Source organism: Bradyrhizobium sp. INPA03-11B (assembly GCF_040446015.1).
Lineage (GTDB): Bacteria > Pseudomonadota > Alphaproteobacteria > Rhizobiales > Xanthobacteraceae > Bradyrhizobium > Bradyrhizobium macuxiense_A.
The window spans coordinates 50,123-66,944 of record NZ_JASGSR010000023.1 but is presented as its reverse complement, the minus strand read 5'-3'; the positions used below and the strand labels follow the sequence as shown (position 1 = coordinate 66,944).

The following is a 16,822-nucleotide window of genomic DNA, read 5'->3' as shown; positions in this document are numbered from 1 at the left end:
AGGGCTTATCTTTACAATGTAAAGATACCCTAGAGACAGGCAAGGAGAGCGTCAAGCGAAATCTTTACAGTGTCAAAATCGTAATGCGGCGAGGGAAAACTGAGAAATGACAACGAAATAGGGCGCCTACGCTCACGTGGATGCCCGGCACGCGGCCGGGCATGATCAGCGGAGAGATTAGTGGCTTTCACGTCTGGGACGATTGAGCGCTACTCCGCTCCCACCCAATTGCCGTGGAATCCATCCGGCACGCGATGGCCGAGATGGACCAGCGCCGCTGGGCCCGCCTCAACATCCTGCGCGTTGAAGACGGCGAGGTCGCTGCGGTTTTCGCGGGCGCGCCAGACCACCGCGAGCAGCCAGCCGTCGCCTTCCGCGGCATCCGCGCCGCGTTCGACGAACACCGGCTCGGAGATCGTATCGCCGGCGGGCAAGAGATAGTGGCCGAGCCGCTTGCCGCGGCCGTCGACATGCACGATGCCCGACAGCGCACCGAACATCGGCAGGTCAGGGTTGGCACAGGCGTACCAGCCGTGATTGCTCGCAAATCCGGCGCGGCGATCGTCGACGCGAGGGAATTCACCGGTGAGTTCGTCGAGATAGGTTTGGGTGAAGCGATCGGTGTTGCCGGAAAGGTCGAAAGTCCAGCGGCAATAGCGGGCGCGGTTTTTCTTCGGATCGGTCGGCGAGCCGTCGGGATGGTTGAACAGTGGCGCTTCCTCGAACTGCATCACGTCGGCGATGATGCGGTTGCCGTCCTCCCACGCATTCATGACATGGAAGACGTAGCAGGTCTCGGCGCGGAACCAGACGATGTCTTTTGACGAACCGCTGCGCTTCATCACGCCGACATAGGCGCCTTTCTCCGGCTCCCAGGCATAGGGCGCCTCTCCGCGCATCGCGCGCTGCATGCTGCCGGTGATCGGCAGGATCGGAAACAGCACGTGATTCTCGGTGACGATGAAGTCGTGCACCATGCTGGCATAGGGCGCCTCGAAGCGTTCGAACCGCGTCACCACGCCGGATGAACTCACCGCGCCGTACGACAGCGCCGGCGTCAGCGGACCCGCGGCGTTGTAGCCGAAGAACACCATCTCGCCGGTGACCGGATCGATCTTGGGATGCGCACTGAAGGGGCCCGAGATCGCGCCCTTGTAATCGCAATAGCCAAGGCGGTTGAGCGTGCCGGGCTCGATCTCGGTCGGCAGATGGCCTTCCTCGAGCGCGAGCAGGCGGCCGCCGTGGAAGATGATGTTGGTGTTGGCGACGCCGCCGTCGGTCGTGGTCGTGGCCGGCGCATCCGCTATCTTGCGGCCGAAGCCGCCGAACAGCGCGCGGCCCGCGTCGTGCTCGGCCTGCCATTTCGGGGTGCGGACCCAGCGGTTGCGGTAGCTGGCGCGGCCGTTCTCGAGATGGAAGGCGTGCAGCATGCCGTCACCGACGAACCAATGCGCGCCCGGCGCCTCGAACTGCGGATTGGGGCCGTTGCGGTACAGCGTGCCGTTGAGTTCGCGCGGCAACTCGCCTGAAATCTTCAGGAACGGCGCATCGGCTTCAAACGGGATCGGCGCCAGATTGGACCGCGCCGTGTTCGAGGTGACCTGGTCGAGCATTCGCATCTCCCTGCATTATGATCTTTACATCGTAAAGATATCAGTAGGGATGACGCCTTCGATCGTCAAGCAAAATCTTTACAGTGTAAAAATTGCGACATATAACGGCGTCATGGCAAGATTATCCAAGGAAAACAAAGCGGCTCGCCCGGTGCGGGCTCCGGCGCGCCGGGTTGCGCGGGTGGCTGCGGAGCGTCCGGCGTCGCGGCGCCGGGCCAATGACACGCCGTACCATCACGGCGATCTGCATGAGGCGCTGCTCAAGGCGGCCGAGCGCGTGCTCGAGCGTGACGGGCTGGCGGGGCTGACCTTGCGCGCAGTGGCGCGCGAGGCCGGCGTGTCGCACGCCGCTCCCACGCATCATTTCGGCGATCTCACCGGGCTCGTCAGCGAGCTTGCCGCGATCGGCTTTCGCCAGTTCAACGAGGCGATGATCGTCGCCGGCGCGTCCGGTGCTACGCCGAACGAGAAGGGGCTGGCACGCGCGAAGGCCTATATCGCCTATGCGCAGGCGCATCCCGGCATGTACGGGCTAATGTTCCGCACCGAGCGGCTCGACATGAAACGGCCGTCGCTGCACGAAGCGGCGAATACCTCGTTCGCCGGGCTCGCCGGCTCGATCGGCGAAAGCCGTCACGAGCAGATCCACGAACGGGCACTGTCGCTCGACCAGGCCGCGGCGATCGTGCGCGCCTGGTCGCTGGTCCACGGCTTCACGATGCTGCTGCTCGACGGACGCCTGACCGACGTGTTGAACCGGATGCCGCCGGGCAATACCGTGGAGATGCTGCTCGAGGCGATGCTGAGGGGGGCGGTCAACAAGCCGCCCGGGTGCTAGCCAAGGCTTGGTCCGGAAAGTGTGTATGCGGAGATCGTATGAGCGGGAAGATACATACCTACGACGTGAAAGTGACGTGGACCGGCAATGTGGGCAACGGCACCAGGGCTTATCGAGATTACAAGCGCGACCATGAGATAATGGCGGCCGGCAAACCGACCATCGCCGGGTCTTCCGATCCGAGCTTTCGAGGCGACCGTACGCGGTGGAACCCGGAAGACCTGCTCGTCGCGGCGTTGTCCGCCTGCCATAAGCTCTGGTACCTCGGGCTTTGTGCGCAATCCGGCGTGAACGTCTTGTCCTATGAGGACGATGCGCACGGCACCATGGTCGAGGAAGCGGGTGGCGCGGGGCAGTTCACAGCGGTCGTTCTCCGCCCCAGAATCGTGATCGATGCTTCATCGGACATCCAGGTCGCCCGCGACCTGCACCACAAAGCGCACGAACAATGCTTCATTGCGAGATCGGTGAATTTCCCGGTCGAGAACGAACCGGACATCACCGTCGCCGCTTGAACGATCTCAGCGCATCTAGCGTCTTGTCAGCGACGTCGTGCGGCCGCTCTGGCCGACCGTCTTGACCTGATCCGCGCCGCATTTGAAATCGCGGGCGAAGTCGTCGGCGGCCTGCCGCGCCAGCTCGTTGGCGTTGGGATTGGCCGCGACGTCGACATAGGCGACATGACAGACATCGCCCGGCGGCAGCCGCGTCACCGCGAGCATCGCCCGTGAGACCGGACCGCCGCGCTTGTCCTGCTCGCCCTGCTCGCTGTTGTCGGCGATCTGCCAGCGCTGGATGATCGCGAACGGCTTGCTGCCTGCGGCACGCCATTCGACCGTATCGCCGGTCGAGCTGAACGGGCCGAACCAGGCCTGCGCCGCCGGTTCCTTCGCCGCAGCTGCGCGGTTTCGGCCGACCGAAACCACTTCGCGCAAATCGCCCTCGTTGATCAGCACCACGAGGCCGGATTTCCCCGGGCAGACCCGCGTGGTGCTGCCGTCCTCCTCGTTGGGCTTGCCGATCATGCGGCAGGCCTTCGGCGCGGTGGAGGTGTAGCTGCTGCTGATCGTCTCAGAGGCGGCCTGACCGGGATTTGCGCAGGCCAGCGCCATAACGGCTGTTGCAAAAGCAAGGTATTTCATCGGGGGAAACCTGCGATCCGGACGTTACTTTGTGTCTGACATATGCAATCTGGGGAAGGTTCAACAGACATGCCGGAAACACCTGACAGGCGCGCGGAATCGTCCTAGAAGGACGGCTTCGCAACTTTGTCGCGTGCGCCCCGGCGTGCCGTAGCCTCGATCATCATGCCCGCATCATTATCGCACAAGCCCTATCGCGTTGGTCGTTCCCGTACCGGCCTTGGCCTTTTCGCCACCAAGCCGATCAAGAAAGGCACCAAGATCATCCGCTATTTCGGGCCGTTGCTCGATTCGAAGAAGAAGGATGAGGACGCGATCGAGAACAAATACCTGTTCGAGCTCACCAACCGCTGGACCATCGACGGCTCGATCCGCGAGAACGTCGCCCGCTACATCAACCACGCCTGCCGGCCGAACGCGGAATCCGACGTCAAGCCCCGCAAGCGCAAGGTGTTCATCCGCGCCATCAAGGACATCGAGCCGGGCGACGAGATCAACTACGACTACGGAACCGACTATTTCAAAGCCTATCTGAAGCCGATCGGCTGCAAATGCGACGCCTGCGAGAAGAAGCGCAAGAAGCAGCGTGCTGAGGCGAGGGCGGAGCGGCTGCGGCTGAAGGAAAAGGCCGAACGGAAGGCCAAGCGCGAGGCCGAGAAGCTCGCCGAGACGCGGACCAAAGCCAGGGCAAAGAAGACGAACGGCGCCAAGGCAAACGGCAAGCTGAACGGAACGCAACTGAACGGTCATTCTTTCGTCAAGGCTGCCGGCAAGAAGGTTGCCGCCCCGAAGCGCGGCGCCGCGCGGTTGCTCCAAGCCTGACGCCCCGCTCCGGAATCGGGGCGTGTACCCATAACGTCTTGCGTGACGAGATCGGCTACTTCGCCTCGCACCGAGGCATTGACCCGTGAGGGATCCGGTCCGGCGATTGGCTGCGATACCTGCCAACGGTCGACGGCCAAATTGGACCCATCGACCTCCGACAGGGGTCAAAGCCAGCGATGCTGTGACCAGGACATCTACCCATAAAGGCGCAGACGTCAGTTTCTGACGGCCAAGCGGAATCTTACTATGGGCCAGAGCATTACCGCTCGTGACCCTGACCTGACATCACTCTTTTGCTCCCTTTTGCGCCACGGCGTCGTCGACTAGGCTACCGCGACTGCCGTGAAGCCAGACGTGCCGAGATGCTCGCTTGGGGATTGGGCAGTAATCATCGTGCAAGCAATAGCACTCTGAAAAATGGAGCAATCATCGTACGGAGGACCTCATGAAAAAGCTTCTGACTTTGGCAGCCTTGATCGCACTGGCGGGTTCGGCGCTGGCGCAAGATGCCGGGACCATCGTCAAACCAGATGCTCTGACGTGGAAGGACAATCCGAACGTTCCGAAGGGTGGCCAGGTCGCGCTCCTGGCAGGCGATCCAACGAAAGCTGGCAGCGTGGTGGTTCAGCGCGTCAAGATTCCTCCCCACTATAAAGTTCCGCCGCACACTCATCCCTATACCGAGACCGTCACGGTGATCAGCGGTAGCGTCGGCTGGGGCATGGGCGAAAAGTTTGACCCTGCCAAAGGCGAGATAGTCAAGGCGGGCGCCTTGGAGATAATGCCGGCGAAGCACGCGCATTATGTTTGGACGGAAAACGAGGAGGCGATCCTCCAGATTCAATTCATCGGCCCAGGAGGCATCGACTACATCGATCCGGCTGATGATCCCCGCAAGAAGACGCAGTGAAGCGTTGAGGTCCGCTATTGCGCCGCCATCAGGGGCATAGCGGACCTCATGCGCGTCCTAACTGCGGCGTTATGATGGATACACGCCTTGGGCACAGGATTCCTGATCTAGCGCCCTTAATAAGTGCACGCCCTAGCCGCCGGGCTTGCGCGCTGATGCGGGCAGCGGGGCGTCGCCGAAATCGAGCGTCGAGCGTTGGACGATCGTGCCGCGCTCATCGATGACAAGGCGGAAACGGCGGTGTTCCGAGAAGAAGGTCAACCGATGTCGACCGGCATCGTTGTCGACCCCGCGTTCCGACAGCGTCGTGATCTTGCCGGATCGCAGTTGGTCCTGCAGCAGCGGCGCAGTGATGCCGAGACCTTCGGCGACGATATCGGCATCGACCTCGAACGTGCTGTCGGTGAATGCGATCGTCGTCATGATGCGCGCGCCGGATGACGCGCGGGACGCGGCAGGTAGGCGCATTCGGCGAGCGTGGTTCCGTCGAGCTCGCGCATGAAGGCCTCGCGCGCCGCGGCGAGCCTTGCCTTCAGCCGGCAGCGCGGCAGCAGCACGCAATCCCCGCCATCATCCCTGAAACATTCGACCAGCGCGCTGCCGCCTTCCAGCGCCCGGACCACTTGCCCGAGGGTGATGGTCTCCGCCGGCCGCGCCAGCGAAAACCCGCCGCCCGCGCCGCGCTGCGTCGCGATGAAGCCGGCCTCGGCGAGGTCGCGCACCACCTTGGCGAGATGATTGCGGGAAATGCCGAACTCGGCCGCGATTTCGCTGGTGGCGAACGACCGATCCGGCTCGCCGGCCAGCCGCATCAGGGCGCGGAGCGCAAAATCCGTGAACGAAGTCAGGCGCATGGAAGCCCTTCGAAATCAGCACTTGGCGGACCAGCTATAGCAGGCTAAATAGGTATTTGAAATGCATATTTAGGATATGAGCGATGACAGGAGCAGAGCGCCGCGAGCAGATCACCGCCGAGATCGTCGCGCGGACCGGGATCACCGAGGCCATGATCGCGCAGCTGGTGCACGCCTTCTACGCAAGGGTGCGCAAGGACCCGATGATCGGACCGGTGTTCGAGGCCAGGATCACCAATTGGGAGCCGCATCTGGCGCAGATGTGTGCGTTCTGGTCGTCGGTCGCTCTGATGACCGGGCGTTACCACGGCACGCCGATGGTCAAGCATATGCCGCTGCCGATCGATGCCGCGCATTTCGATCGCTGGCTCGAACTGTTCGAGGCGACCGCGCAGGAACTGTGCCCGCCGGTCGCGGCGGAGCATTTCATCGAGCGTGCGCGCCGCATCGCCTCCAGCCTCGAGATGGGGGTCGCCAGCGGGCAGGGCGTGATGCTGGCGGTCGGCGAACGTTACAGGCGAAGCGAAGCAGGAGCAGTGCAATGAGGAACAGGGCGAAGGCGATCGCGCGTGCCATCGACGGCACGTGGTTTCATCAGGATCAAGCCGATCCGTTTTCCGGCAGCAGCCTGGTGCCGATGCTGATCATCGGTCTGGCGCTGACCTTTGCGGGCATGATTGTCGCAGTGGTGTTGAGCTGACGGAAGAGAACGGCCGCCGCGTTTGCCGCGACGGCCGCCCTAACGCGTGCTGTATTCGGCTTCAAGCTGCGACCGTCTCATCACTGCGGCGCAGGCCGACATATTGCAGCTCGGCGAACACGCCGGTGGCGATCGCCTGGGCGAGGATCACGATCGTCCCAAAGAGGTTCGGCGACACCGCGCCAGACAGCAGCAGCGCGATGCTGGCGAGCGTCCAGGCCGCGTTGCCGGCGACCACGAGGATCACCGGGCCCTTCGGCAGCGAGGTTCGCGCGCCGAGCCAGCCGACCAGCGCGGTGTAGGCGATCAGGAACAGCCCGGTCTCGCGCAGCAGCGCTTCCGGCAGGCCGAGCAGCGAGGCCAGCGCGCCGGTGTCGAGCACCATCGCTATGGCGGATACGCCGCTGAACACGGCATCGGCAAGCAAAGCGCGGCGCAGCAGCTGGGACGAGTGGATCATGGCAGTGTCTCCTCTGGTTTGGGACGGGGGTGGTCAGCGGAACAGGGACTGCAACTGACGCCACAGCCGAGGCGGGCACAGCGCCTTGCCGACCCTGATCTCGGCCGCATAGACCTGCGCGAACACGAACAGGCCGGTCGCGTGCACGAGCGGCTGGGGCATGTTGAGCGAGCGCGCGACCAGCCAGGTGGCCGGATGGACCAGCCACGGGAGCAGGACGGCGAGGGCGCGGATAAGGGACAGCATCAGCATGGTCATCTCCTGTGCCGTGGAAGATGAGCCGCCCCGCGCGCCAATTCGATTACCTCAGGCGTAATGGAACGGGCGAATTCCGCATGGTAGGTTTTGCACCATGAACGCACATGCATCCCTGGCGCGGGCCGAGCCCGCAAAACCCGTCCTGATCGGCGAGCACCTGCGCGAGTGGCGGCAGCGCCGCCATCTCAGCCAGCTCGACCTTGCCGTCGATGCCGAGATATCGGCGCGGCATCTGAGCTTCGTCGAGACCGGCCGCTCGGCGCCGTCGCGCGACATGGTCCTCAAACTGGCGGAGCGCCTCGACGTGCCCCTACGCGAACGCAACGTGCTGCTGGTCGCCGCGGGTTTCGCGCCCGCTTTCCCGCAACGCTCGCTGGAGGATCCCGCGCTGAGATCGGCGCGCGAGGCGATCAACCTGGTGCTGAAGGCGCATGAGCCCAATCCGGCGCTGGCCTATGACCGGCACTGGAATCTGGTGTCGGCCAATCGCATGGTGGCACCGCTGCTCGAGGGCGTGCCGCAGCGGCTGCTCGGCCAGCCCTTCAATATCCTGCGGCTGGCGTTCCATCCGGAGGGCCTGGCGCCGCGCACCGTCAACCTGGCGGAATGGGCCGCGCATCTGCTGGAACGGCTGCACCGGCAATGCGAGGCGACCGCGGATCCGGAGCTGCTCAAACTCTACCAGGACCTGAAGTCCTACCCGATCCCGGCGCGTTCGGCGCCGATCACCACCGACAACAATGTCGCGCTGCCCTTCAAGCTCCGCCTCAACGGCGAGATCCTCAGCTTCATCTCGACCACAATGGTGTTCGGCACCCCGGTCGACATCACGCTGCAGGAACTGGCGCTGGAGACCTTCTTTCCGGCCGATGAGCTGACCGCCGAGCGGATGCGGCAGATGGCAGCCAGTATGAAATAGCGGCTTGTCTCGGAGCGCTTTCGGCCTACCTTTGGGGTTCCAATTTTGCCGGGAACCCTGCCATGAGCGATCTGAAGCCGCTTCGCCTCGATATCGTCTCCGACGTCGTTTGCCCCTGGTGCTATATCGGCAAGCATCGCATCGAGGATGCGCTCAAGCTGGTGCCCGACGTGCCGGTCGAGGTGCACTGGCGGCCGTTCTTCCTCAACAATTGGGTGCCGCGCGAGGGCATCAGCCGCGACGAATATCTCACGGCCAAGTTCGGCTCGGTCGAAGCCTACAAGGGCATCGCCGGCCGCGTCGTCGCCGCGGCCAGCGAGGAAGGGCTGACCTATCATCCCGAGCTCGTGAAGCGCCAGCCCAACACGATCGACTGCCACCGCCTGATCCATTGGGCCGAGGCCAAGGGCAAGGCGGCCGAGATGAAGCAGCGCTTGATGGAATTGTATTTCCGCGATGGCGGCGATCTCACTGACAGCAACGTACTGGTGCAGGCAGCGGCCGATGTCGGGCTCGATGCCGACGACGTACGCAAGCGTCTTGCCACCGACGAGGACGTCGCGCTGGTCTCCGCGCAGGCGCAGGAAGCCGCCGAGAAAGGCATCTCCGGCGTGCCGACCTTCGTGTTCGCGCAGAAATACGCAGTATCCGGCGCCCAGCCGGCCGAGCAACTCGCCCGCGCCATCCGCCAGGTCTCGGCCGAGATCAACGCACAGGCCGCGGAGTAGTCCGCGATCCCCATCGAAAGCCCGGCTCACGCCGGGCTTTTTCATTTGCCCACACCTTCCATCGGAAACAATCAGGGAGACAACCATGATCTATGAGCTGCGCACCTACACGGTCCGTCCAGGAACCGTCGGCGAGATGGTGAAGGCCGCGAGCACGATCTCGCGCGACATCCGCGCCGACAATTTCGGCAAGCTGGAAGGCTACTGGATCACCGAGATCGGTCCGCTCAATCAGGTCATGCACATGTGGAGCTATGCCGATCTCAACGAACGGACAAAGCTGCGCGCCGAGCTCGGGAAAAATCCGCGCTGGACCGGCGAGTACATTCCGGCGATTCGTCCGCTGCTGGTGCGCCAGGAGGTCCGGCTGCTCAATGCGATCATTCCGCCGGTGGCGCCTGCCACCAAGGGCAACGTCTACGAATTCCGCAACTATCGCGCCAAGCCGCTCGGCGGCGTCAAGCAGTGGCTCGACCTGATCACCGGCGTGATGCCGGAGCGCGAGAAATACTCCAAGATCGTAGGCCTCTGGCAAACCGATGCCGGACAGCCCAACGAGGTCTGCCATATCTGGGCCTATCCCGATCTCAACGCCCGCGCTGCTGCGCGCGGCGCCGCGCTGAAGGATCCGGCCTGGCAGGAATTCCTGGGCAAGGGCACGGCGCTGCTCGAGGAGATGCACTCGACCATCATGCTGCCGGCTCCGCACTCGCCGTTGCAGTGACGGGGCGGTTGCGGGCTCGTGCCGGCAGAAAGCCCCACCCGACGTTTCCGTCCGATGGGGCTTTCCAGGCAAGGGCATACGCCGCCTGAGAAACGGCGCTCCGTAACGCTAGAAGGGCCAGCTGACACGAACCTGACGGCGAGCTCGATTGTGTCTTGATGTGTCTGCGTGGCTACGAAAGGGTAAACCGTCGGCTGCCTGCGCACTACGAAAGCCAGGGCGGCATCAAGCTGCGTGATGCCGCCTCGTCCAGCAGGGCAAATTGCTCTGCGCCGCTCTCGAACGCCGTGACCAATTCGGCCAGCCGGTCGAGTTCGGCAAGGGCGTCGACCTTCAAGACCTTGCCGGCCGGCGCTGCGTCGCGCCAGCTATCCCAATTGGACATTTGCCGGTTCGTGAGCGACAGCAAATCGCGGTAGACGTTGACGTGAAGAAACCACAGGCCGGTGGTCGCGGCATGCCCGAAGGCACCGGCCGCAACCGCGTTGCTCCTCGCCAGCCGCCAGGCCTGCGACGCCGTCAGAAAGGCATCGCGCGGCAGGTTCGCACAGTCGAACGTGACCTGCTGTCGGTCGATCTGAAGCGCATCGAGCTGTGCGTCGGCCTGCCGCCAGCGTTCGTCGGCGGGTGACCAATATTCGCAGATCCAATGGTCGTGATGGATGTCGTCGCCGATGTAGGTGGCAAAGCCGCAGCGGACCCGCGCCGGGATCGACCGGGTTCGGAGCATGCTGCACAGCAGCAGCGCATAGTCGCGGCAGGTACCGAACGTACGGTTGCGCGGCGGCCGTGCCGCGGTGAGCGATGCGGCGAACGCCGCCTGGATCGATTTCAACCGATCTGCGACCGGCTGGGTTTGCCTGATCATCGGCGTGTCAGGCGGGATGCCGTAGAGCTCCGCCAAGGCGACATGAACGATCAGCCCCGAGACGACCTCGCGCAGTTCCGGGATCGTCTCGGGCAAATCGTCATATGTGCCGGCCAACTCGCCGGGGTCGGTCAACGCGTCCTGCCGGACGTAGAATTGCTGGATCGTCACGTTCCCGCCAGATCACGACGTCATCGGCTCACGGCCGTCATGCGCAGCCTATCGATCCGTGCCGGCTCGCGTAAGAGGGGCCGTGCTATCCGGGCTTGCCGCGCCGGCTGCGGATGAAGCGGGCGGCGCTGCGCGCGGCCTCGTAGGCGACATTGTTCAGGGTCAGCGCGGCATGAATGGCGCCGACCAGCGGATCGCGGCGCCGCAGCGGCAGCAGCACGTCGCCGATCGCGAAGCGGCCGCGCCAGATCGGATCGATCATGGGGTGACCGGGCGCCGCGGTGGAATCGGCCGAATTGATCGCAGGATCGGCGCAGAGATGGCGCGTCAGCTCAAGCGTCAATTGCGTGCCGGGCGAATGCTTCGCAAAGCGCTCGTCGATGCCGATCTTGAAGAAGAAGGCGCGGTCCTGGTGGCGCACCACGATGCCGCCGGCGACCTGGGTGCCGCCCGCATGCAGCGTGACGATCTCGCAGCGGCCGGCTTCGGCCATCGCGGCCGTCGCGCGGCGGATGAAAGCCGCGTCGCCGGCATGCTGGCTGAGCGCGGTGCCGCGATGGCCCTTCCAACCGCCGGCTTCGAGCGCAAGGAACGTCTCGAGCGCAGCCGCAACGGCACGCGGTGTGCGCGCGACATCGAAGCGCACTGCGCCGTGGTCGGACAGGCGATGGCGCTGGCGGCGCAGCTCCTTCAGCTTCTTGGGTCCGAGCGCGTCGCGCAGCAATTCGTCGGCATCACGCGTCGCATCGAGCTGCGCGCGCTGATAGGTGCTCAGCAGGCGCGGCAGCAAACCGTCGCGCGCGAGCACCGTGCGGATCGCCGCCATCGCGGGACCATCGAGCGACATCGTGCGCAGGATCAGTGCATGTGCGCCCGCGTTGCGGGCCTGCTGCAACATCTGGCCGGCGGCCTGCTCGGCGGCGTCGCGATCCAGCAGCGGCGTGCACAGCGTGCCGTAGGGTTCGGCGCCGACCAGCGCGGGCAAGGGGATCCGATAGATTCGCCGAAATGGCACGACCGGCAACAGTCCGATCAATTGCCCGGCATCGCCGGTGGCGCTGAGCAGCGATGCGCCGGTGCGGCCGCGCGCGGAGGCATCGACCGCCAATTCCCAGTCCGCCTGATAGTAGCCGTTGGGCTCGATCGCGCGCTCGGCCAGCGCGCGCCATGCGCCGACCGGCGCCGCAGACAGCGGCGGCAATGCGCGATCGTCCGTGGCATCCTTGCGCGATGCACGGCGGATCATTGCCTGGTCAGCAATATCGGCCACGTCCCTGTTTCCCCGGTCCGCGAGGCTGATCGGCCTTGCGTTCATCGGGGCAACGCTAGCGGAAAGAAATGGAAAATGCCGTTGGGGCCATCCGGCAATTCGAGCGGTAATGTTAACGGAGCGTTCAGCATACCGCATGGCGCGGCGTTCACGCGGCAATCGAGCCTGGCCTATGACCGTTCCGCTTCCATCTGCCGCAGGGCGGCCTTGAGCAGAAGCGTGAGGCAATCCTTGGCCTCGGGGATGCTTCGGTTCGGATAGGTGCGCAGCGACTGCCACATCTCCCAATCGAGCAGGGTCGCAAGGGCAACCAGCCATTTCTGCCGCGCCTCGGCGGACACCTGCTCGAGTTCAGTGGCGAACCACTGGCCGACCACGTCGCGAAAGGCCTTGCGCACCCGCAGGCGGTGCTTCTGCAGCAGCGGCGAGGTCTCGATCATCGCGTTGGATGCCCGACGATGCGGCGTCATTCGCTCCAGTGCCTGGGCCCGCATGTCGATGAATTGCGCAACGCGAACGTCCACCGCGCCCTGCAGGACGGATTTCGCCGGCGCCGGCTCGATCGATTCGGGGGGCATCAGCTCGTCGAGCACCGCCTGTGTGAGCTGCCCCTTCTCCGGAAAATGCAGAAACAACGTCCGGATCGATACGCCGGCGCGGTCCGCGATCTGCTGCGCCGATGGACGCGCGAAGCCCTCGTTCTGAAGCCCGATGCATGCAGTGACGATATTGCTCCTGGTGATCTGCGTGCGCTGCCGCCGGCCGTCGGCCGACTTGGCGGAGGAGAGACCTGACGTCGAGCGGGAAACCATGCAATCGCGGTCCTTCAAAAGCTTGATTGCCTCTTAGCAAAATCGAGCACGAGAAAATATTCGCGGCTAACCAGAGAGCGGATTTTTCCCGTTCCGGCAAGTCCGCCGCCACCGACGTCTTGCGCGACCGTGATTGTCGAGGCGCGGACGTCGGCTTGACACCATTCGAACGGTCGGAATATATCTGCATAAGTTTATGCAGATATATTCTCGGACGAAGCGCGTCCGGGGAGGAGCCGACCCGGGGAGGCGCCATTGCCGGATACCAACTATCGCGTGCTGCGGTTTGACGAACTCACCGTTCAACCCAATCACGGCGAGGAGATCGCCAGGACGCTGAAGGCCGGCGGCGCGCCGTCCTCTGCGCAACTGCTCGGCGTGTTCGTGCCGCTGATCGGCGTGTCGAGCAATGTCGTCACCATCGCCACCAACTGGTCCGGCGAGCCTGCGATACCGGTGTATCAACATGCGAAAGTCTCCGGCATCCGCAGCCGGCTGTTCGACGTGCTGGCGCGCGGACAGCAGCCATGCGCCGCCGAGGGCATCTACACCCACCGCTGGTTCGTCGTAGCGCCCGACCAGGTCCAGGCGCTGACGGAGATGAGCGTCGAGGCGTGGAAATCATCGGAGGCCGACACCGGAATGCGCATTGCGGGCTTCTGGCGTTGCCGCGAGCCGAACGCCAATGGCGAGGCGGTGGTGTTGATGATCGTGAATTATCCCAGTCTCGCGGCATGGGATGAGAGCCGCTACTGGAAGCCGAAGCCAGCGCATCAGGCGCAGCCGAACCGCAACGTCTGGGGCGGACTGTTCGCGCGGCGCCGCGAGATCCTGCGCGATTCCTGGGTGACGGTGCACCGCCTGGCAACATAGCGCGTGAAGCAGCACCGGCGGCTTGACATCGCTCAAACCGCAAAATTATAAATGCATAAAAGTATGCAATAATATTTCGGGAGGCACACGATGTCGTTCAGCGGCAACAGGCGATCGCCAATTGGTCGGGCGGTCGTAGTTATCAGGCGCATCGACGGTGCCGGCCGTCCGCTGTCAGCGCGCGTCGCTTGCGACTAACGAGGACAGCATGGCGCGACAGATCATGGATCCCGGCTGGAAGGTCGTCATCGGCTCGGGAATAGGCATTTCATTCGGCGCCGCGCCGATCTTTACCGCGGGCTTCGCGCATCTGACCGGGGCAATGGCGCAAGACTACGGCTGGAGCCAGGTCGAGGTGGCGCGGGGCGCAACCATCGTGCTGTCGTCGACGATGGTCGCCTATTTGTTTTGTGCGTGGCCGCTCGATCGTCTGGGGTCGCGAAAGTTCGCGCTGATCAGCATTGCCCTGTTCGCCGTGTCGCTCGTCATTCTGAGCCAGGTTGGATATTCGGTGCTGCAGTTCTATCTCGCGGCCGCGCTGTTCGGCTTTGTCGGCGCGGGCACCAACGTCGTGTCCTATGCGAAGGCGATCTCCCGCTGGTTCGATCAGAGGCGCGGCCTGGCGCTGGGTCTTGCCGCAAGCGCGCAGGCCGGCGGGAGCTTCATCGTGCCGCTGGCGGCGCACGGGATCATTGAACGATATGGCTGGTCGGCCTGCCTGCTGGCATTCGCCGCCTTCGAAATTGTCGTCTGCCTGCCGCTGGTGGCGTCGTTGGTGGCGGATAGTCCGCCCGCCGGCGATCCCGCGTCGAACAACGACGGGCCGTTTCTATCGGTTGAGGACCGGACGCCGGAGGTCGGCATCAGCGCTGCGGAGATCATCGGCACACCGACGTTCTGGAAGCTGGCGCTCTGCTTCGCCGTGATCGGGATGTCGTTCTACGCGATCGCGCCGAACGTCATGTACATCCTCAAGCGGCGCGGCGACGTGACCGGCGCAGACGTTGCCTGGATACAGGCGGCCGGCGCCGTCGCTGCGCTGTTCGGGCGAATTGTCGTCGGACATCTGCTCGACCGGCTGCACGCCCGCATCGTCGGCATCCTGACCGTCCTGCTGATGGCGCTGTCGGCGCTGCTCAATGCGACAGCGGACGCCGTTGCACCGATGGTGGTCGCCTCGATCCTGATGGGGTTCTCGATCAGCGGGGAGGCGGACCTGATGCCCTATCTGGCCGGGCGTTATTTCGGCACGCGATCGGTCTCGAAGGTGTTCAGCTGGCTTCTGTTTGCGTTCTGCATCGGTGCCGCCATCGGCCCGGTCGCGTTCGTCTGGCTATCGACGCTGAGCGACAGCGTGGTCTTGCCGTTGCTGCTGCTGGCAGCCGTGCAGATCGTCCCCGTGATGCTGTTCCTGTCGCTTGGGCGTTATCGAACACCGCCCGAGCGCGCGCAAAGCCTCGCCGTTGCGCTGACATGACCACCTATCGATAGACCGATCTGGAGAAGAAAAATGACGCGCAGGGGTTTGCCGCAGACATCCGCCAGTGCATCGGCATCTCAGCCGATCGGGCGAGAGGCCGCTCTGGCTGCTGCCGCGGGCGAGGCCTTCGTCTATGCATTGCCCCTGATCGAGATGGCCGCGGTTCGCCGCAACACGCTTGGCCGCACCGGGACGCAGAACACGCTGTCGCATCAGCGCGACCTGGTCGATCACAGGGCGCGTTGGGTCACGACGCCGAACAACGACACCCTGTACTCGGTCGCATGGCTCGATCTGACCCAGGGCGCCGTCCGGCTGACGATCCCGCCGACGGGAGACCGCTATTTCTCCGCTGCGCTGATGGACATGTTCACCAACAACAACGCGGTCCTCGGCACAAGGACGATCGGCAACGCCGGCGGCACATTCAAGATCATCGGACCGCACCAGACCGGCTCGGGCCCGGACGTGGTCCGTGTCGCGACGCCGCATGCGTGGCTGCTGATCCGAACATTGGTCGATGGCACCGCAGACCTTGCCGCCGCACGCCAGATCCAGGATGGCTTCAGGCTGGACGGCCCGTCGGACAGCCCGCCCGACGATCATGCGGAGCGCAACGCGGCCGTGCCGGCGCTGTTCGCCAGCATTCAGCGCCTGATGGCGTCGAATCCACCCCCGGCGACGGATGCCGCAATCCTGCGTCGGATTGCAGCCGCGCTCGAACAGGCGGCGCCAACGGCAGCGGAAGCGATTGCCGAGGGCGTCGCCGCGGCGCGGTCGGCGCTGATGGCCGGCGGCCGACGATTGGAGTTCATCGACGGCTGGAGCTATCCGCGTGCGAACCTCGGCAATTTCGATCAGGACTATCGCTATCGTGCAGCCGTGGCCTTGTGGGGCATCGGAGCGCTGCCGGTTGCCGAGGCGATGTACATGCGCGCCGCAGGTAATCTCGAGAACGGCTTCTTCGACGGCACCGCCGACTATCAGCTTCACTTGCCCGCCAGACTGCCGTTGAACGGTTTCTGGTCGCTGACAATGTACGAAGTCGCCGACGACAATCAGTTGTTCCTCACCGAGAACCCGCTGCGGCGCTATGCCATCGGCGATCGTACGGACGGGCTGCGGCGCAATGCCGATGGGTCGATCACCATCTGGATCGGCCGCAGCGATCCGGGTGGCGATCGAACCGCCAACTGGCTGCCGGCGCCGAAGCGTGGGCCATTCAGCCTGATCATGCGCTGCTACCTCCCGCGTCAGGAGATGTTGTCGGGACGCTGGCGCTTGCCTCCGGTCCGGGAGGCCGCAGGCTAGATCATTTCAACGATCCGAAGCGTTCGACAGGGCGGATCAATAACAATAAAGACAAGGGGGCAGGGA

Annotated in this window: 21 protein-coding genes; 12 read left to right on the top strand and 9 right to left on the bottom strand. The window is 64.3% G+C overall.

What is annotated here, in order from left to right:
- Positions 1–209 precede the first annotated feature (209 nt).
- Positions 210–1,613, bottom strand: coding sequence for a carotenoid oxygenase family protein (locus QMZ05_RS12305; protein ID WP_353700979.1), 1,404 nt, complete (start codon positions 1,611–1,613; stop codon positions 210–212).
- A 112-nt stretch (positions 1,614–1,725) separates the two neighbouring features.
- On the opposite strand from QMZ05_RS12305, the gene QMZ05_RS12300 reads away from it, so the two are divergent.
- The gene (locus QMZ05_RS12300) at positions 1,726–2,451 is read left to right on the top strand and encodes a TetR/AcrR family transcriptional regulator (RefSeq protein ID WP_353700978.1); all 726 of its coding nucleotides are present in this window, start codon (positions 1,726–1,728) and stop codon (positions 2,449–2,451) included.
- 38 nt (positions 2,452–2,489) lie between these two features.
- On the top strand, positions 2,490–2,966 hold the full coding sequence (locus QMZ05_RS12295) for an OsmC family protein (protein ID WP_353700977.1): 477 nt from the start codon (positions 2,490–2,492) through the stop codon (positions 2,964–2,966).
- A 15-nt stretch (positions 2,967–2,981) separates the two neighbouring features.
- Here QMZ05_RS12295 and QMZ05_RS12290 read toward each other — a convergent pair whose 3' ends face one another.
- Positions 2,982–3,593 carry a hypothetical protein gene (locus QMZ05_RS12290; RefSeq protein WP_353700976.1) on the bottom strand — a complete coding sequence of 204 codons (612 nt, stop codon included), beginning with the start codon at positions 3,591–3,593 and terminating at the stop codon, positions 2,982–2,984.
- 165 nt (positions 3,594–3,758) lie between these two features.
- On the opposite strand from QMZ05_RS12290, the gene QMZ05_RS12285 reads away from it, so the two are divergent.
- Positions 3,759–4,415 carry an SET domain-containing protein-lysine N-methyltransferase gene (locus QMZ05_RS12285; protein WP_353700975.1) on the top strand — a complete coding sequence of 219 codons (657 nt, stop codon included), beginning with the start codon at positions 3,759–3,761 and terminating at the stop codon, positions 4,413–4,415.
- 448 nt (positions 4,416–4,863) lie between these two features.
- On the top strand, positions 4,864–5,328 hold the full coding sequence (locus QMZ05_RS12280; protein ID WP_353700974.1) for a cupin domain-containing protein: 465 nt from the start codon (positions 4,864–4,866) through the stop codon (positions 5,326–5,328).
- A gap of 132 nt (positions 5,329–5,460) precedes the next feature.
- Here QMZ05_RS12280 and QMZ05_RS12275 read toward each other — a convergent pair whose 3' ends face one another.
- Together QMZ05_RS12275 and QMZ05_RS12270 are read right to left on the bottom strand one after the other, a co-directional pair.
- Positions 5,461–5,751, bottom strand: coding sequence for a DUF6522 family protein (locus tag QMZ05_RS12275; protein ID WP_353700973.1), 291 nt, complete (start codon positions 5,749–5,751; stop codon positions 5,461–5,463).
- Entirely contained in the window at positions 5,748–6,182 is a 435-nt protein-coding gene (locus QMZ05_RS12270; RefSeq protein ID WP_353700972.1) for an Rrf2 family transcriptional regulator, read from the bottom strand. Before QMZ05_RS12270 ends, QMZ05_RS12275 begins: the two co-directional genes overlap by 4 nt.
- An 83-nt stretch (positions 6,183–6,265) precedes the next feature.
- On the opposite strand from QMZ05_RS12270, the gene QMZ05_RS12265 reads away from it, so the two are divergent.
- Positions 6,266–6,727: a group III truncated hemoglobin gene (locus QMZ05_RS12265; protein ID WP_353700971.1), complete on the top strand. Its 462-nt coding sequence runs from the start codon at positions 6,266–6,268 to the stop codon at positions 6,725–6,727.
- The gene (locus QMZ05_RS12260; RefSeq protein ID WP_353700970.1) at positions 6,724–6,882 is read left to right on the top strand and encodes a hypothetical protein; all 159 of its coding nucleotides are present in this window, start codon (positions 6,724–6,726) and stop codon (positions 6,880–6,882) included. Before QMZ05_RS12265 ends, QMZ05_RS12260 begins: the two co-directional genes overlap by 4 nt.
- A 61-nt stretch (positions 6,883–6,943) precedes the next feature.
- Here the strand turns inward: QMZ05_RS12260 and QMZ05_RS12255 are convergent, their stop codons facing one another.
- The gene (locus tag QMZ05_RS12255; RefSeq protein WP_353700969.1) at positions 6,944–7,342 is read right to left on the bottom strand and encodes a hypothetical protein; all 399 of its coding nucleotides are present in this window, start codon (positions 7,340–7,342) and stop codon (positions 6,944–6,946) included.
- Between the two features lie 33 nt (positions 7,343–7,375).
- Positions 7,376–7,600, bottom strand: a complete 225-nt coding sequence (locus tag QMZ05_RS12250) for a hypothetical protein (protein WP_353700968.1) — start codon at positions 7,598–7,600, stop codon at positions 7,376–7,378.
- A 94-nt stretch (positions 7,601–7,694) separates the two neighbouring features.
- On the opposite strand from QMZ05_RS12250, the gene QMZ05_RS12245 reads away from it, so the two are divergent.
- From QMZ05_RS12245 to QMZ05_RS12235, 3 genes are all read left to right on the top strand, one after another.
- Entirely contained in the window at positions 7,695–8,519 is an 825-nt protein-coding gene (locus tag QMZ05_RS12245; protein ID WP_353700967.1) for a helix-turn-helix transcriptional regulator, read from the top strand.
- Between the two features lie 62 nt (positions 8,520–8,581).
- Positions 8,582–9,247 (top strand): DsbA family oxidoreductase, encoded by a 666-nt coding sequence (locus QMZ05_RS12240; protein WP_353700966.1) that lies wholly within the window; start codon positions 8,582–8,584, stop codon positions 9,245–9,247.
- 85 nt (positions 9,248–9,332) lie between these two features.
- Positions 9,333–9,971, top strand: coding sequence for an NIPSNAP family protein (locus tag QMZ05_RS12235; protein WP_353700965.1), 639 nt, complete (start codon positions 9,333–9,335; stop codon positions 9,969–9,971).
- Between the two features lie 205 nt (positions 9,972–10,176).
- Here QMZ05_RS12235 and QMZ05_RS12230 read toward each other — a convergent pair whose 3' ends face one another.
- From QMZ05_RS12230 to QMZ05_RS12220, 3 genes are all read right to left on the bottom strand, one after another.
- Entirely contained in the window at positions 10,177–11,010 is an 834-nt protein-coding gene (locus QMZ05_RS12230) for a transglutaminase domain-containing protein (RefSeq protein ID WP_353700964.1), read from the bottom strand.
- A gap of 85 nt (positions 11,011–11,095) precedes the next feature.
- Positions 11,096–12,280 (bottom strand): GNAT family N-acetyltransferase, encoded by a 1,185-nt coding sequence (locus tag QMZ05_RS12225; RefSeq protein WP_353700963.1) that lies wholly within the window; start codon positions 12,278–12,280, stop codon positions 11,096–11,098.
- A 170-nt stretch (positions 12,281–12,450) separates the two neighbouring features.
- Positions 12,451–13,092 (bottom strand): TetR/AcrR family transcriptional regulator, encoded by a 642-nt coding sequence (locus tag QMZ05_RS12220; protein WP_353700962.1) that lies wholly within the window; start codon positions 13,090–13,092, stop codon positions 12,451–12,453.
- A gap of 255 nt (positions 13,093–13,347) precedes the next feature.
- On the opposite strand from QMZ05_RS12220, the gene QMZ05_RS12215 reads away from it, so the two are divergent.
- The 3 genes from QMZ05_RS12215 to QMZ05_RS12205 all read left to right on the top strand — a co-directional run bounded on the left by QMZ05_RS12215 (position 13,348) and on the right by QMZ05_RS12205 (position 16,756).
- Positions 13,348–13,965, top strand: a complete 618-nt coding sequence (locus tag QMZ05_RS12215; RefSeq protein ID WP_353700961.1) for a hypothetical protein — start codon at positions 13,348–13,350, stop codon at positions 13,963–13,965.
- A gap of 208 nt (positions 13,966–14,173) precedes the next feature.
- Positions 14,174–15,442 carry an MFS transporter gene (locus tag QMZ05_RS12210; RefSeq protein WP_353700960.1) on the top strand — a complete coding sequence of 423 codons (1,269 nt, stop codon included), beginning with the start codon at positions 14,174–14,176 and terminating at the stop codon, positions 15,440–15,442.
- Positions 15,443–15,475: 33 nt separating this feature from the next.
- Positions 15,476–16,756: a DUF1254 domain-containing protein gene (locus QMZ05_RS12205; RefSeq protein ID WP_353700959.1), complete on the top strand. Its 1,281-nt coding sequence runs from the start codon at positions 15,476–15,478 to the stop codon at positions 16,754–16,756.
- The last annotated feature ends 66 nt before the right edge of the window (positions 16,757–16,822 follow it).

What these genes read in the sequence shown, in the direction of transcription:
- QMZ05_RS12295 (WP_353700977.1), top strand. Translation starts at nt 2,490, where the DNA reads ATGAGCGGGAAGATACATACCTACGACGTGAAAGTGACGTGGACCGGC.
- QMZ05_RS12205 (WP_353700959.1), top strand. Translation starts at nt 15,476, where the DNA reads ATGACGCGCAGGGGTTTGCCGCAGACATCCGCCAGTGCATCGGCATCT.
- QMZ05_RS12300 (WP_353700978.1), top strand. Translation starts at nt 1,726, where the DNA reads ATGGCAAGATTATCCAAGGAAAACAAAGCGGCTCGCCCGGTGCGGGCT.
- QMZ05_RS12240 (WP_353700966.1), top strand. Translation starts at nt 8,582, where the DNA reads ATGAGCGATCTGAAGCCGCTTCGCCTCGATATCGTCTCCGACGTCGTT.
- QMZ05_RS12280 (WP_353700974.1), top strand. Translation starts at nt 4,864, where the DNA reads ATGAAAAAGCTTCTGACTTTGGCAGCCTTGATCGCACTGGCGGGTTCG.
- QMZ05_RS12260 (WP_353700970.1), top strand. Translation starts at nt 6,724, where the DNA reads ATGAGGAACAGGGCGAAGGCGATCGCGCGTGCCATCGACGGCACGTGG.
- QMZ05_RS12250 (WP_353700968.1), bottom strand. Translation starts at nt 7,600, where the DNA reads ATGACCATGCTGATGCTGTCCCTTATCCGCGCCCTCGCCGTCCTGCTC.
- QMZ05_RS12255 (WP_353700969.1), bottom strand. Translation starts at nt 7,342, where the DNA reads ATGATCCACTCGTCCCAGCTGCTGCGCCGCGCTTTGCTTGCCGATGCC.
- QMZ05_RS12290 (WP_353700976.1), bottom strand. Translation starts at nt 3,593, where the DNA reads ATGAAATACCTTGCTTTTGCAACAGCCGTTATGGCGCTGGCCTGCGCA.
- QMZ05_RS12235 (WP_353700965.1), top strand. Translation starts at nt 9,333, where the DNA reads ATGATCTATGAGCTGCGCACCTACACGGTCCGTCCAGGAACCGTCGGC.
- QMZ05_RS12210 (WP_353700960.1), top strand. Translation starts at nt 14,174, where the DNA reads ATGGCGCGACAGATCATGGATCCCGGCTGGAAGGTCGTCATCGGCTCG.
- QMZ05_RS12220 (WP_353700962.1), bottom strand. Translation starts at nt 13,092, where the DNA reads ATGGTTTCCCGCTCGACGTCAGGTCTCTCCTCCGCCAAGTCGGCCGAC.
- QMZ05_RS12270 (WP_353700972.1), bottom strand. Translation starts at nt 6,182, where the DNA reads ATGCGCCTGACTTCGTTCACGGATTTTGCGCTCCGCGCCCTGATGCGG.
- QMZ05_RS12285 (WP_353700975.1), top strand. Translation starts at nt 3,759, where the DNA reads ATGCCCGCATCATTATCGCACAAGCCCTATCGCGTTGGTCGTTCCCGT.
- QMZ05_RS12275 (WP_353700973.1), bottom strand. Translation starts at nt 5,751, where the DNA reads ATGACGACGATCGCATTCACCGACAGCACGTTCGAGGTCGATGCCGAT.
- QMZ05_RS12245 (WP_353700967.1), top strand. Translation starts at nt 7,695, where the DNA reads ATGAACGCACATGCATCCCTGGCGCGGGCCGAGCCCGCAAAACCCGTC.
- QMZ05_RS12265 (WP_353700971.1), top strand. Translation starts at nt 6,266, where the DNA reads ATGACAGGAGCAGAGCGCCGCGAGCAGATCACCGCCGAGATCGTCGCG.
- QMZ05_RS12305 (WP_353700979.1), bottom strand. Translation starts at nt 1,613, where the DNA reads ATGCTCGACCAGGTCACCTCGAACACGGCGCGGTCCAATCTGGCGCCG.